The 12,983-nt window shown below is 68.2% G+C and carries 11 protein-coding genes and 2 pseudogenes; 3 read left to right on the top strand and 10 right to left on the bottom strand.

The annotated features are described in order from the left end of the window. Positions 1-22: 22 nt before the first annotated feature. The 5 genes and pseudogenes from V8683_RS16180 to hda form a co-directional block, all read right to left on the bottom strand. The gene (locus tag V8683_RS16180; RefSeq protein WP_411190439.1) at positions 23-703 is read right to left on the bottom strand and encodes a deoxynucleoside kinase; all 681 of its coding nucleotides are present in this window, start codon (positions 701-703) and stop codon (positions 23-25) included. Further along, a complete protein-coding gene (gene folK / locus V8683_RS16175; protein WP_411190438.1) occupies positions 703-1,278 on the bottom strand; it encodes a 2-amino-4-hydroxy-6-hydroxymethyldihydropteridine diphosphokinase in 576 nt (191 codons plus the stop codon). The genes V8683_RS16180 and folK overlap by 1 nt, the downstream gene beginning before the upstream one ends. Before the next feature lie 75 nt (positions 1,279-1,353). Further along, the gene (gene pcnB / locus V8683_RS16170) at positions 1,354-3,036 is read right to left on the bottom strand and encodes a polynucleotide adenylyltransferase PcnB (RefSeq protein ID WP_411186946.1); all 1,683 of its coding nucleotides are present in this window, start codon (positions 3,034-3,036) and stop codon (positions 1,354-1,356) included. Further along, on the bottom strand, positions 3,033-3,719 hold the full coding sequence (locus V8683_RS16165) for a histidinol-phosphatase (RefSeq protein WP_411186944.1): 687 nt from the start codon (positions 3,717-3,719) through the stop codon (positions 3,033-3,035). Before V8683_RS16165 ends, pcnB begins: the two co-directional genes overlap by 4 nt. Before the next feature lie 641 nt (positions 3,720-4,360). Then, a pseudogene (hda, locus tag V8683_RS16160) lies at positions 4,361-5,068 on the bottom strand (DnaA regulatory inactivator Hda); the annotation flags it as partial. Between the two features lie 317 nt (positions 5,069-5,385). Between hda and purM the strand changes: the two are divergent. Next, positions 5,386-6,447 carry a phosphoribosylformylglycinamidine cyclo-ligase gene (purM, locus tag V8683_RS16155; RefSeq protein ID WP_411186942.1) on the top strand — a complete coding sequence of 354 codons (1,062 nt, stop codon included), beginning with the start codon at positions 5,386-5,388 and terminating at the stop codon, positions 6,445-6,447. Between the two features lie 118 nt (positions 6,448-6,565). Here purM and kynA read toward each other — a convergent pair whose 3' ends face one another. The 3 genes from kynA to kynB all read right to left on the bottom strand — a co-directional run bounded on the left by kynA (position 6,566) and on the right by kynB (position 9,527). Continuing rightward, positions 6,566-7,552: a tryptophan 2,3-dioxygenase gene (gene kynA / locus V8683_RS16150; protein ID WP_411186940.1), complete on the bottom strand. Its 987-nt coding sequence runs from the start codon at positions 7,550-7,552 to the stop codon at positions 6,566-6,568. 10 nt (positions 7,553-7,562) lie between these two features. Continuing rightward, positions 7,563-8,813 (bottom strand): kynureninase, encoded by a 1,251-nt coding sequence (gene kynU / locus V8683_RS16145; RefSeq protein WP_411190437.1) that lies wholly within the window; start codon positions 8,811-8,813, stop codon positions 7,563-7,565. Between the two features lie 75 nt (positions 8,814-8,888). Beyond that, positions 8,889-9,527, bottom strand: coding sequence for an arylformamidase (gene kynB, locus V8683_RS16140; RefSeq protein ID WP_411186938.1), 639 nt, complete (start codon positions 9,525-9,527; stop codon positions 8,889-8,891). A 132-nt stretch (positions 9,528-9,659) separates the two neighbouring features. Between kynB and V8683_RS16135 the strand changes: the two genes are divergently transcribed. Beyond that, the gene (locus V8683_RS16135) at positions 9,660-10,166 is read left to right on the top strand and encodes an Lrp/AsnC family transcriptional regulator (protein ID WP_411186936.1); all 507 of its coding nucleotides are present in this window, start codon (positions 9,660-9,662) and stop codon (positions 10,164-10,166) included. Between the two features lie 28 nt (positions 10,167-10,194). On the opposite strand, the gene V8683_RS16130 is transcribed toward V8683_RS16135, so the two are convergent. Next, the gene (locus tag V8683_RS16130) at positions 10,195-10,707 is read right to left on the bottom strand and encodes a flavin reductase family protein (protein WP_411186934.1); all 513 of its coding nucleotides are present in this window, start codon (positions 10,705-10,707) and stop codon (positions 10,195-10,197) included. A 198-nt stretch (positions 10,708-10,905) separates the two neighbouring features. Here V8683_RS16130 and msrA point away from each other — a divergent pair, with 198 nt between their 5' ends. Then, entirely contained in the window at positions 10,906-11,454 is a 549-nt protein-coding gene (gene msrA / locus V8683_RS16125) for a peptide-methionine (S)-S-oxide reductase MsrA (protein ID WP_411186932.1), read from the top strand. 70 nt (positions 11,455-11,524) lie between these two features. Here msrA and V8683_RS16120 read toward each other — a convergent pair. Next, positions 11,525-12,983, bottom strand: a pseudogene (locus V8683_RS16120) (DUF72 domain-containing protein); the annotation flags it as partial.

Raw genomic sequence — 12,983 nt, 5'->3', positions numbered from 1 at the left:
CAGAGTCGACCTTGCGTCGACGTCAGCGCGGCATGCCCTTGACGAAGGACTCCTTGCGCCCGCGCATCGTCTCGATCCTCTCGGCGACAAGCGCAAGGTCCGCATCGGAGTCGAGCGGGTTCAGGTGTTCGGCGCCGACGGTCAGCACCGGCGCATGGTCGTAATGATAGAAAAATTCGTTGTAGCTGTCGCAGAGGGCCCGCAGGAAGGCGTCCGAGATCGGCAGCTCGGCGGGGTTCGCTCGCTTCTGGATGCGCGCGTAGAGCACTTCGGGGCTCGCCTGCAGATAGACCACGAGGTCCGGCGGCGGCGCGTTCGCGACGAGCCGCGCGGCGAGCGCGCGGTAGAGCGGCAACTCGTCTTCGGCGAGCGTGAGGCGTGCGAACAGGTCGTCGCGCCCCGCGACGAAGTTCGTCACGAAGGGTTTGCCCGCGGCGCGCAGGGCTGCGACGTCGCGCGCGAGCCGCTCGCGCTGCAGCGCGAAATGCAGTTGCGCGGCGAGTCCGTGCCGCGACGGGTCGCGGTAGAAGCGCTCGAGAAACGGGTTGCTCGCGTTCGATTCGAAGAGCGTCTGCATCGACCAGCGGTCGGCGAGGCGCGTGGCCAGCGCCGTCTTGCCCGCGCCGATCGGTCCTTCGATGGCGATGTGCGCGAGCGCTGGGCGGGCCGCGCGTGTGACCGGGGCGAGTGGCGGCGTGTTCATCATGGGCAGGTGCGGCCCGGCGCGGGGGCGTTCGGCGACGTATCCGCCACGATGTCGGCGGGGGCGGCGGCCGGTGCGGCGCCCATGCACTGGCACGGTGGTTTGACTTTCTCGATGCGCTGGTCGGCGACGGCCGGGAGCCATGCGCTCGCGGGGCCGTGGCCGGGAATCGCGAGGTTCGGGTCGATCTCGACGGCCGGCACGAGCACGAACGCACGGCCCGTCATGCGCGGGTGCGGCACGGTCAGGTCGGGTTCGTCGATTACGGCGTCGCCGTAAAGCAGGATGTCGATGTCGAGCGTGCGCGGCGCGTTGCGAAACGGGCGCTCGCGGCCGAAGTGGTGTTCGATGCGCTGGCACAGGGCCAGCAGTTCGCGCACGCCAAGGCGCGTTTCGAGCTTCACGACGCAGTTGAAATAGTCGTCGCCGCCCGCGTCGACGGGCGCGGTGCGGTAAAGATTCGACTTCGCGAGCACGGCGAGGGTGTGCTGCTGTGCAAGACACACCACCGCGTCTTTGAGGGTCTGGCGCGCATCCCCCAGATTCGCGCCAATTCCCAGCCAGGCAACCGTCATGGCTTCACTTCCTGCGACTGTCGTTTCCGGTTCGTCCATTGCACCATGGTCCGGCGGCATGCGGCGCTCCCGCAGTCAGTCCTCGAAGGGACCGTCGTGGTCCGCGCGCGCCGGCGCTTCCGCGCCTTCGCCACTTTCTTCACCGCCTGCTGCGCCCTCGGCCGTCTTGCGGTTCTTCGCTCCGCCACGGCGGCGGCGCTTGCGCGGCGCACGTTCCTTGCCGCCCTGGGAGAGGAGCGCTTCGCGCGCGGCGAAATCGCCGTCGATGAAATCGGTCCACCATTGCCCGATTTCCTCGTCGAGCTCGCCCGACTCGCAGCGCAACAGGAGGAAATCATACCCCGCTCTGAAACGCGGGTGTTCCAGCAGCTTGATCGCGCTGCGGCCGCGCTTTTCGAGGCGCTGCTGCAGCCCCCAGATCTCGCGCATGTCCGACGAGTAGCGGCGATGGATCGCGAGCTTCTCCGTCTGGACGTCGATCACGTCGTCCATCGCGCGGTGGATGGCCGGCACCGGGTACTCGCCCGCGGCCGTGTACTGCTGCCAGCGCTGCTGGACGTCGTGCCACAAGAGCGTCGCGAACAGGAAGCCCGGCGAAACCGGCTTGCCGGCGCGCACGCGCGCGTCGGTGCTCGAGAGCGCGAGCGAGATGAAGCGCTCGCCCTGCGGCTCTTCCAGAATCACGTCGAGGAGCGGCAACAGTCCGTGATGCAGGCCTTCCTTGCGCAGCCACTTGAGGCATTCGAGCGCGTGGCCCGAGAGCAGCAGCTTGAGCATCTCGTCGAAGAGACGCGCGGCCGGGACGTTGTTGATGAGGTCGGCGAGTTCCTTGATCGGCTCGCGCGTCCGCTCCTCGATCTCGAAGTCGAGCTTCGCGGCGAAGCGCACCACGCGCATCATGCGCACCGGATCTTCGCGGAACCGCGTGGCCGGGTCGCCGATCATCCGCAACAGGCGCGCGCGCATGTCGGCCATCCCGTTGTGATAGTCGAGCACGGTCTGCGTGGCCGGGTCGTAGTACATCGCGTTGATCGTGAAGTCGCGGCGCGTGGCGTCTTCGTGCTGCTCGCCCCAGACGTTGTCGCGCAGCACGCGGCCGCTCGCGTCCACCGCGTGGGTCTTGCGGTCGAGTTCGTCGCGGCGCAGGCGCCTGTTACCCGGACTGCCGCCCGGAGCGCCCAATCCGTCCGGCGCGGGCTCGGCGGCCGGCGGGGCGTCCACCAGCGCGCGGAACGTCGAGACTTCGATGATTTCCTGGCCGAACTGCACGTGCACGATCTGGAAGCGCCGGCCGATGATGCGCGCGCGGCGGAACAGCTTCTGCACCTGGTCGGGCGTGGCGTCGGTGGCGACGTCGAAGTCCTTCGGCGCGATGCCCAGCAGCAGGTCGCGCACGGCGCCGCCCACGATGAACGCCCGGAAGCCCGCCTGCTGCAGACCGTCGGTCACGCGCACCGCGTTCTTCGAGATGAGCGAGGGATCGATGCCGTGGATGTCGGCCGAGAGGATGACCGGCGTGGCCGGATCGGCGCTCTGGCCGGAACTGCCCTTGCCGGCGCCTTTCGCGCTGCGGGACTTTGGCCCGCGAATCGTCTTGTCGTCGGTGCCGGCGGCCGGCTTGCGGGCCGTTCGGGTGGAAGCGCGGGCGGGGGCGGCATTTTCGGCCACGGCGCCCGGTGTATCGACGCCCGGCGTTTCGGCGGCGGTTTCGGGGGCGCTGTCCTGGCCGAACAGCTTGCGGATGAATTTCTTGATCACGAGGCCTGGAACAAATCGAGAATGGGCCAGCCAGCCGTTTGCGCGTGCGCGCGCAGGGTGGCGTCGGGGTTCGTCGCGATCGGGTCGGTGACCTTTTCGAGCAACGGAATGTCGTTGTGCGAGTCGCTGTAGAAGTAGCTGTGCTCGAAGTCCGACCAGGTTTTGCCGAGCGAGGCGAGCCAGGCTTCGGTGCGCACGATCTTGCCCTCGCGGTAGCTGGGCGTGCCCGTCGGGCGGCCCGTGTAGGCGGAGTCGGGGTGGCCGTCCACTGTTTCGACCTCGCAGGCAATCAGCTTGTCCACGCCGAACACCTCGGCGATCGGGCCCGTGATGAACTCGTTGGTCGCCGTGACCATGCAGCAGAGGTCGCCCGCGTCCCGGTGCTTGCGCACGAGCTCCATGGCCGCCGGCACGATCGCCGGCCGGATGACTTCGTGCATGTACTGGTCGTGCCATGCCTTGAGCTGCGCGCGCGGGTACTTCGCGAGCGGCGTGAGCATGGCGACGAGATAGGCGTGGATGTCCAGCACGCCGGCCTTGTAGTCGGCGAAGAAGCGGTCGTTCTGCTTCGCGAAGCTCTCGGCGTCGACAATGCCGAGTTTCACCATGAAGCGGCCCCATTCGTGGTCGCTGTCGGTGGGGATCAGCGTGTGATCGAGATCGAAAAGTGCAAGATTAGCCATGGGCGCTCATTTTACTTGAAGCGGGTCAACCCGTTGCCGGTGCCGGCTTCGGAGGGCGGGTGGTGCGGTTCAGGAGCCGGAGCGGGGCTGCTCGCGGTTTCGGGGGGCGCGGTGTCCCCGGCCTCGGGGCGTGGCGGCGCTGTGTTCGTGGCGGCGGCGTCGGAGGAGGCGGCCGCACCATCGGGCGTCATACCGGGGGCCTGCGCACCGGCGGCGCCGGCGTCCGGCACGCTACCGGGCGCGGCGGCTTCGAGGTCGCCGCTGAGTTCGCCGTTCAGCTCGCCGCTGACGTCGGCCTCGACCTCGCCGGTCAAGGCGCCGCCCAGTTCTCGGTCGACGACGTCGCGAAACGGAGCGCCCAACTCGCCGTCGACGTTGTCGGTGGGCGTCACGAAGGGAACCGGTTGCGGCGCGCGCGCGTGCGCCGCGGGCGGGCGCGGCGGTTCGTACGGGGCCGCGGCTTGCTCCGGGTTTTCGGCAGACGGCGCATCGTGCGCCGGCTCGCCGGCGTCGTCGGCGGAGACCGGCGGCGCCGGATCCGGCAGATCAGGCGCACCGGGCTCGCCGCCGTCGCCGAAGTCGAATGCGTCGCCGGCATCGCTCGCGCCGCCGACGGGTTCGCCCGCAAGCTCCGCCGTCGCCGCCGCATCCTCCTGCGACGGCACGCCCGCGGCCAGCATCGTGCGCAGGAGCGGCAGCGTCACCGCACGCTTCTGTTCGAGCGAGAAGCGGTCGAGGGCGTCGAGCAGTGCCATCAGGCTCGGCATGTCGCGGCGAAAGTGCGTGAGCAGGTAGGCGGGCACGTCGTCGGCGAGCGCAATGCCGCGCTCGCGCGCCGCGCGCTTGAGCACGGCGGATTTGCCCTCGTCGGAGAGTGGCGCGAGGTGGAACACGAGCCCCCAGCCGAGCCGCGTGCGCAGGTCCTCGCGCACCGCGAGCCCCATCGGCGCCGTGTTGCCGGTCGCCACGAGCGCGCTGGTGGGATGCGCGCGCACCTCGTTGAAGAGGTTGAAGAGCGCGATCTGCTGGGCGCCCGAGAGCGCATCGCAGTCGTCCACGGCGTAGATCGCGACGCGCGGGTCGAAGCCGAACGCCGCGAGCGCGCTTTGCGGCCCGAGATAGCGCGCGTGGCCGGGCGGCGCTTCGTGCACGAGCGCGTGCAGCAGATGGCTGCGCCCGTTGCCGGGCTCGCCCCAGATATAGAACGTGCGATCCGCGACCGGGCCGCCGGCGAGCGCGGCATCGAGCCCGCGCAGGCGCGCGACCAGCTCCGCGTTGGCGGCGGTGTGGAAGTTGTCGAAGGTCGAAGGCGGCGGGGTGCCGAGATCGAGCGTTAACTGTCGCTGCACGGTGGTTTCAGGCGTAATTCAGTTCACTGGCGCGGCCTTGCCCGGCTCGGGAGCCCAGGCGCGTTCCCACCCGGGACCGCGCGCGGAGACAGCGTGAAAGTCGGTGTATCCGACGACAAAACGCGGTGACAAAACTCGGCGACAAACGAGGGTTTCCGGTCGTTGGGCGGCCCGCGGTCCGTGCCGGGTGCCGTATTGGGCACCGCGGTTGCCACCGCAGTTGTCACCTTGGTTGGCAGATTTCTCGACCTGGCCACGGCGGTGGGGCGCCGTCAATCGGTTAAAATCGCATTTTACCGACCTTCTGGCACTTCCCCATGAATCAACCGAAATCCGACCAGGGCGCAGGCGCCCAGGGCCTCTCGTACCGCGACGCCGGCGTGGACATCGACGCAGGCGACGCGCTCATCGACCGCATCAAGCCCTTTGCGAAGAAGACGCTGCGCGAAGGCGTGCTGGGCGGGATCGGCGGATTCGGTGCGCTCTTCGAAGTGTCGAAGAAGTATAAGGAGCCGGTGCTCGTTTCGGGCACCGACGGCGTGGGCACCAAGCTGCGCCTTGCCTTTCATCTGAACAAGCACGACACGGTGGGCCAGGATCTCGTCGCCATGAGCGTGAACGACATCCTCGTGCAGGGCGCCGAGCCGCTCTTCTTCCTCGACTACTTCGCGTGCGGCAAGCTCGACGTCGATACGGCGGCGACGGTCGTGAAGGGCATCGCCTACGGCTGCGAGCTGTCGGGCTGCGCGCTGATCGGCGGCGAGACGGCGGAAATGCCGGGCATGTACCCGGACGGCGAATACGACCTCGCCGGTTTCGCGGTGGGCGCGGTCGAGAAGAGCAGGATCATCGACGGCAGCACGATTGCCTCGGGCGACGTGGTGCTGGGCCTCGCGTCGAGCGGCATCCACTCGAACGGCTTCTCGCTCGTGCGCAAGATCATCGAGCGCGCGCAGCCGGACCTGAATGCCGACTTCGACGGCCGCACGCTGGCCGACGCGCTCATGGCACCTACGCGCATCTACGTGAAGCCGCTGCTCGCGCTGATGGAGCAGGTCAAGGTGAAGGGTATGGCGCACATCACGGGCGGCGGCCTCGTCGAGAACATTCCGCGCGTGCTGCGCGAGGGCCTCACGGCCGAGCTCGACCATCGCGCCTGGCCGCTGCCGCCGTTGTTCACGTGGCTGCAGAAGCATGGCGGCGTGGCCGATTCGGAAATGCACCGCGTGTTCAACTGCGGCATCGGCATGGCCGTGATCGTGTCGGCCGACCAGGCCGACCAGGCCGTCGGGCTGCTGTCGGCAGCGGGCGAGCAGGTCTGGAAGATCGGCATCGTGCGCGAGAGCAAGGCAGGGGAAGCGCAGACGGTCGTGATCTGACCGGTCGCGTGCGGCTTGCGTTCGCGCGAGCCGCCACGGCGTTCGCGGAACGCCACAAAAATACGGCCAGCGCGATGCTGGCCGTTTTCCTTTGCGCTGTCTTTGTGCGTAGATCGCGTTACAGCACCGTCCGCACGTGCCAGAGCTCGGGGAACAGCACGACGTCGAGCATCTTGCGCAGGTAAGGCGCCCCGTTGGTTCCGCCGGTGCCCTGCTTGAATCCGATGATGCGCTCGACTGTCGTGACGTGCCGGAAGCGCCACTGGCGGAAGGCGTCTTCGAGATCCACGAGCTCCTCGGCCATCTCGTACAGATCCCAGTACTGCGAAGGATTGCGATAGACCTCGAGCCAGGCGGCTTCGACGGTGGCGTCATGTTCCGTCTGCAGCGTCCAGTCGCGTGCGAGCCGCTCGGGCGCGATCGCGAACCCGCGCCGGGCGAGCAGGCGAATCACTTCGTCGTAGAACGACGGCGCTTCGAGCGTCGCCTTCACTTGCGCGAGAATTTCGGGCCGGTGCTCGTGCGGCTTGAGCATCTGCACGTTCTTGTTGCCGAGCAGGAACTCGATCTGCCGATACTGGTACGACTGGAATCCCGACGAACTGCCGAGGTAGGGACGCATGGCCGTGTACTCGGAGGGCGTGAGCGTCGAGAGAACGCTCCACGCCTGCACGAGCTGCTCCAGGATCCGCGACACGCGCGCGAGCTGCTTGAACGCGGGCGGCAGTGCATCGCGATGCACGTTCGCGAGCGCCGCGCGCAGCTCGTAGAGCGCGAGCTTCATCCAGAGTTCGCTCGTCTGATGCTGCACGATGAACAGCATCTCGTTGTGGTCCGGCGAGAGCGGATGCTGCGCGTTGAGCACGGCGTCGAGCGCCAGGTAGTCGCCGTAGCTCATCGACTTCGAGAAGTCGAGCTGGGCGTCGTGCCAGCCTTCGCCGGATTCTGCCGCCCCACCGGGAGCCGGCGCCGAAGCGGGCTGAGACGCAGGCTGTGAAGCGGACTGTGAAGCGGCCGCCGTGCCGCCGAAAGGACAGCCGCCGCGCGGCGCGCTGGGGGTGACGCCCGTCTCGGGCATGCCGGGAACCTGCATGTGATCGGTCATTTCCGTCTCCTCAGGTCACCGCGCCGCGTGCGGCAAATTCGGGCGCACGCCAGTGCTCGCCGGCGAGGACGTCGCGCAGCGTCTCGACGGCGTCCCACACATCGACGTAACGCACGTAGAGCGGCGTGAAGCCGAAGCGCAGCACGCGCGGTTCGCGGTAGTCGCCGATCACGCCGCGCGCGATCAGCGCCTGCATCACCTCGTAGCCATGCGGATGCTCGAAGCTCACATGCGAGCCGCGTTGCGCATGCTCGCGCGGCGTGACGAGCGTGAGATCGAGGCCCGCGCAGCGCGTTTCGACGAGCTCGATGAAGAGGTCGGTGAGCGCGAGCGACTTGCGGCGGATGGCCTGCATGTCGGTCTGCAGGAACACGTCGAGTCCGTTTTCGACGAGCGCCATCGAAACGATCGGCTGCGTGCCGCACAGGAAGCGGCCGATGCCGTCGTCCGGGCGGTAGTCGGGGCTCATCTCGAACGGCTTCTTGTGGCCCCACCAGCCCGAGAGCGGCTGCGAGAACGCATTTTGATGATGCTTCGGCACCCAGATGAAGGCGGGCGAGCCGGGGCCGCCGTTGAGGTACTTGTACGTGCAGCCCACCGCGTAGTCGGCGTTCACGCCGTTCAGGTCCACGGGCACGGCGCCGGCCGAGTGCGCGAGGTCCCACAGCGCGAGCGCGCCGCGCGCGTGGATCAGTTCCGTGAGCGCTCGCATGTCGTGCATGTAGCCCGTGCGGTAGTTCACGTGCGTGATCATCGCAATGGCCACGTCGTCGGTGAGGGCGGCGGGGAGTTCGGCCGGGTCGTCCACGAGACGCAGCTCGTAGCCGCGGTCGAGCTGCTCGATCAGACCCTGTGCGATGTAGAGGTCGGTGGGGAAGTTCGAGCGCTCGGAGACGATCACGCGGCGCTTCGGATCGCGTTCGTTCTGCAAGCGCAGCGCGGCCGAAAGCGCCTTGAACAGGTTCACCGAGATCGTGTCGGTGACGACTACCTCGTCCTCGGCCGCGCCGATCAGCGGGGCGAGCTTGTTGCCGAGGCGGCGCGGCAGCGCGAACCAGCCCGCGGTGTTCCAGCTGCGGATCAGGCCGTCGCCCCATTCGCCGCCGATCACGGCCTGCGCGCGCGCAGCGGCGGCGCGCGGCGGCACGCCGAGCGAGTTGCCGTCGAGGTAAATGGTGTCGCGGGCGAGCGCGAACTGGTCGCGCAGCGCCGCGAGCGGGTCGGCGCGGTCGGCTGCCTGGGCGTCGTTACGGTGGTTCATGGAGGTCATGGGAGTGGGGGCTTCGGTATCCGGGTTGAATCGGTGTCGTGCGAGGTCGGGTCGCGGGTCAGGCGCTCAGGCCGTGCGCGGCAGCGCGCGCAGCACGGCCCGCACGGGGCTTGCGTCGAGCGTCGCGAACTTGAGCGGCAGCGCGATCAGTTCGTAGTCGCCGGGCGCGACGGCGTCGAGCACGATGCCTTCGAGGATCGCCATGCGGTGCGCGCGAATGCGGTGATGCGCGTCCATCGTTTTCGACTCCTGCGGGTCGAGCGAGGGCGTGTCGATGCCGATCAGGCGCACGCCACGTGCGGCGAACAGATCGATCGTTTCCGGCGCGACGGCACAGAACGTGCTGTCCCAACGCTCCACGGGGGCCTGTTCATAGGTGCGCAGCAGGACGCGTTGCGGCACCCCGTCGATTGCATGCTCCACGTGCGCCGGCCGCACGAGCGGCGCCGCGCCGATGCAGTGAATCACGCGGCACGTACCGAGATAGGCGTCGAGCGGCACCGCGCCGATCGGCGCGCCGTGCTCGTCGTAGTGGAGCGGGGCGTCGGTGTGCGCGCCCGTGTGCGGCGAGAGCGTCAGGCGCGCCACGTTCACGGGCGAGCCGGCCTCCATGCGCCAGACGCGCTCGACGCTAACCGGCGTGTCGCCTGGCCAGACGGGCGTCCCGGGATGGATGGGGGGAGAGATGTCCCAGAGGTCGTTCATGTTTTTGATCCGCATTCGCTGCTTGTGCTTCGAATGATAGGCAAGCTAGAGTGAAATGTGCTTGCGAAAAAAACGCCGCGGACCGGGGTTCCTGGCACATAATTTACGACAGGACGGGAATGGAGACCAAATATGAATGCAATCTCGTTGGACGCCACCGATTGCCGTATTCTCGCCGTGCTGCAAAACGAGGGGCGGATCAGTAATCTCGATCTGGCGGAGCGCATTTCGCTCTCGCCTTCGGCGTGTCTGCGCCGGCTGCGGCTGCTGGAAGAGCAGGGGGTGGTGGATCGCTATCGCGCGTGCCTGAATCGCGAACTGCTGGGGTTCGAGATGGAGGCCTTCGTGCAGGTGTCGATGCGCAATGACCAGGAAAGCTGGCACGAGCGTTTTGTGGCGGCGCTGCGCGACTGGCCGGAGGTGGTGGGTGCGTACGTCGTGACGGGCGAGACGCATTATCTGCTGCGCGTGCTCGCGCACAACCTCAAGCACTACTCGGACTTCGTGCTCAACAAGCTCTACAAGGCGCCGGGCGTGATGGACATCCGCTCGAACATCGTGCTCACGACGCTCAAGATCGAGGCGGGCGTTCCCGTCGATCTGATCCAGCAGAAGGAAGCCAGAAGCGTCGTGGCCTGACGGCGGCGCTGCTCAGTGCCTCGGAGCCTCAGAGCGATTGCAGCTGATGGAAGGCGCCGGCATGGAAGACGAGCGGCGCCGCGCCGGTCACATCCTCGCGCACGCCGCAGCGTTCCACTTCGCCGACGAAGATGACGTGGTCCCCTTCGTCGTAGCGGCTGCGGTTGTGGCACTCGAACCAGGCGATCGCACCGTCCAGCACGGGCATGCCCGTGTTCCCGGCCGCGTGCGAGACGCCTTCGAAGCGGTCGCCTTTCACCGTGGCGAAGCGTTTGCACAGGTCGAGCTGCGACGCCGCGAGCACGTTCACGACGTAATGACTGTTCGTGCGGAACACGGGCATCGAGGCCGAACGCGTAGCCAGGCTCCACAGCACGAGCGGCGGATTCAGCGACACGGAATTGAACGAGCTGGCGGTAATGCCGATCAGCTGGCCATCCGGCGCGCGCGTCGTGATGACGGTGACGCCGGTCGCGAACTGGCCGAGGGCTTGGCGGAAGGCGGCGTCGTCGAAATTGGGTGGGGTGGCGCGGCGCGTCATCGGCAGGAGGCCCCGCCCGGCAAGAGCCGGCGAGGCGCGAGGAAAGTGAGTGTCGGGATCGGTGTCATCTGGAAAACCGGCGTATTGTCACAATTTTAACGGATGCGCCGGGAGGCAGTCCGGGTTGCACTTATTGCTTTCAAGGTTGCTGGCGGCCACAAGTTGCGGGCTGCGGGTCCAGTTCAAGGAGTGAGCAGCATGAGTCAGACAGTCGAAGTCGCCACCTTGGGCGGCGGATGTTTCTGGTGTCTCGAAGCGGTGTATCTGCGTGTGGATGGTGTGGTGTCGGTCGAGTCGGGCTATGCGGGTGGCCAGGTCGCGAACCCGAGCTACGAGCAGGTTTGCGACGGCGACACGGGGCACGCCGAGGTCGTCAACGTGACGTTCGACCCGGCGAAGATCGGCTATCGCGAGGTTCTGGACATCTTCTTCGCGATTCACGACCCGACCCAGCTCAACCGCCAGGGCAACGACGTCGGCACGCAGTACCGGTCGGTGATCTTCACGCACTCCGAGGCGCAACGCGAAACGGCGCTGCAAGCCATCCGGGAACTGGCGGCCGAAGGTGTCTACGACGGCCAGATCGTCACCCAGGTGCTACCGCTCGACGGCAACTACTATCCCGCCGAGGCTTACCATCAGAACTACTTCGCGCAGCATCCGAATCAGGGCTATTGCGCGTTCGTCGTCGCGCCGAAGGTGGCGAAGTTCCGGCAGAAGTTCGCGCACCGGCTCAAGGCAGAGTGACCTCGCGGTGATTTCGCAGTGATCTTTTAGCGCGCACGCAGTCCGCATAGGCCGCGCGCGCCGTTGCCGCTCAAGCTTCTCCGGACTCTCCTTCTTCGACGCCCTCTTCCGGCGCCGTCTCGCCCTTCAACCGCAGGAATGCGTCCGCGATCGCCCGCGCGAGCTTCGCGCACGAGAGCGGCGCGGATCCCTCCGCCTTGTTGTTCGTCGTGATCAGCACGGGCTGGCCGGCCAGCGCGTAGCGCGCGGCCAGTTCGGCGAGCGCCTCGCGGGTGTGCGGGTCTTCGTCGACGAGCTTGTCGAACGGTTCGTAGCGCGCCTTCGCCTGTTCGTAGCGAAAACCGCTATGCAGGCTCCAGCGCACGATCAACGGTCCAGCGGGCGTTTCGCCGTCCATCAGCGCGAGCGCCGTGGCCTGGCGCAGCGGGTCGGGCATGCGCGCGTGCAGTCCCACGCAGTAACGCACACCCGCCGCGCGCAGCATGCGCACGAAGCGCGGCGTGAGCAGGATTGCGTCGCGGATCTCGACGGCGTAGCAAGGGCCGTCGGGCGTGGCCGGCAGCGGCGGCAGCGCCATCAGGAACGCGTACAGCCGCTCGACGAGTGCCGCCGGGTCGGCGAGCAGTGGATCGGGCAGTGGCGGAAACTGGAACACCAGCGCGCCGGCCTTCGGGCCGAGGCCCGCGAGGCAGGGTTCGACGAAATCGCTTGCCGCCAACTGCGCGTTCAGGAAGCAGGGGTTGGCCGCAATCGGCTCGCCGCGATCGCCGCGCACGCTGGCGTCGGTGATCGAGGCGGGGGCCTTCACGATGAAGCGGAAGTGGTCGGGCACCTGCTGCGCGTAGCGCAGGTAATCGGCGATGGAGAGCGGCGCATAGAAGGAGCGGTCGATGCTCACCGATCGCAGCAGCGGATGGGCCCCGTAGGCCGAAAGGCCGTCGCGCGCGAGCCTGGCGTTGCTGTAGTCGTCGCCGTAGACAATGCCGCGCCAGCCCGGAAACGACCATGACGACGTGCCGAGCCGCACCTGCGGCGGCAGGCGGGCGCCGAGGTCGAGCGTGGCTTCGTCGGCCACCATCGGCAGCACGCCGCGCGCGCGGCGCTTCGGAGCGGGCGCAGGGCCCGCCGGAGCCGCCTCGGTCGTAGGAGGGGCTTCGAAGCCGGCCAGCTCGCCTGTCGCGGGTGCGGATTCGGCGGCGGCGTCGACCGGGGCGCTGGCGCTTCTCGCCCGCGGCGCTCTGGTCGCAGCGGGCAACGCTTGTGGCTCCGGTGCGACGAAGCCGAACAGGTCGGCCTGCGTGTCCGCCCGTGTATCGGCTTGCGCGCCGGCTGCGTGGGGCTCGTTGCGTGCGTCGGTGGAATCCCCGGCATCCGGGGCATTGCGGTCGTTCATGCGTGTGCGGTCGTACGGTTTCGGTCAGGCAGGCCGCGCGCGCAACGGTCGCGGGGGGGGGGGGGGGGGCGCGCCGCGCGGGCCGGCGGGGGGGGGGGGGGGGGGGGGGGGGGGGGGGGGGGGGGGGGGGGGGGGG

This window comes from Paraburkholderia sp. AV2, from assembly GCF_054968425.1.
This window is presented reverse-complemented; position numbering and strand designations above follow the sequence as displayed.

Excerpts from the sequence above, each read along its gene's own strand:
- V8683_RS16180 (WP_411190439.1), bottom strand. The coding sequence starts at position 703 with ATGAACACGCCGCCACTCGCCCCGGTCACACGCGCGGCCCGCCCAGCG.
- folK (WP_411190438.1), bottom strand. The coding sequence starts at position 1,278 with ATGACGGTTGCCTGGCTGGGAATTGGCGCGAATCTGGGGGATGCGCGC.
- V8683_RS16165 (WP_411186944.1), bottom strand. The coding sequence starts at position 3,719 with ATGGCTAATCTTGCACTTTTCGATCTCGATCACACGCTGATCCCCACC.
- purM (WP_411186942.1), top strand. The coding sequence starts at position 5,386 with ATGAATCAACCGAAATCCGACCAGGGCGCAGGCGCCCAGGGCCTCTCG.
- kynA (WP_411186940.1), bottom strand. The coding sequence starts at position 7,552 with ATGACCGATCACATGCAGGTTCCCGGCATGCCCGAGACGGGCGTCACC.
- kynU (WP_411190437.1), bottom strand. The coding sequence starts at position 8,813 with ATGAACCACCGTAACGACGCCCAGGCAGCCGACCGCGCCGACCCGCTC.
- kynB (WP_411186938.1), bottom strand. The coding sequence starts at position 9,527 with ATGAACGACCTCTGGGACATCTCTCCCCCCATCCATCCCGGGACGCCC.
- V8683_RS16135 (WP_411186936.1), top strand. The coding sequence starts at position 9,660 with ATGAATGCAATCTCGTTGGACGCCACCGATTGCCGTATTCTCGCCGTG.
- V8683_RS16130 (WP_411186934.1), bottom strand. The coding sequence starts at position 10,707 with ATGACGCGCCGCGCCACCCCACCCAATTTCGACGACGCCGCCTTCCGC.
- msrA (WP_411186932.1), top strand. The coding sequence starts at position 10,906 with ATGAGTCAGACAGTCGAAGTCGCCACCTTGGGCGGCGGATGTTTCTGG.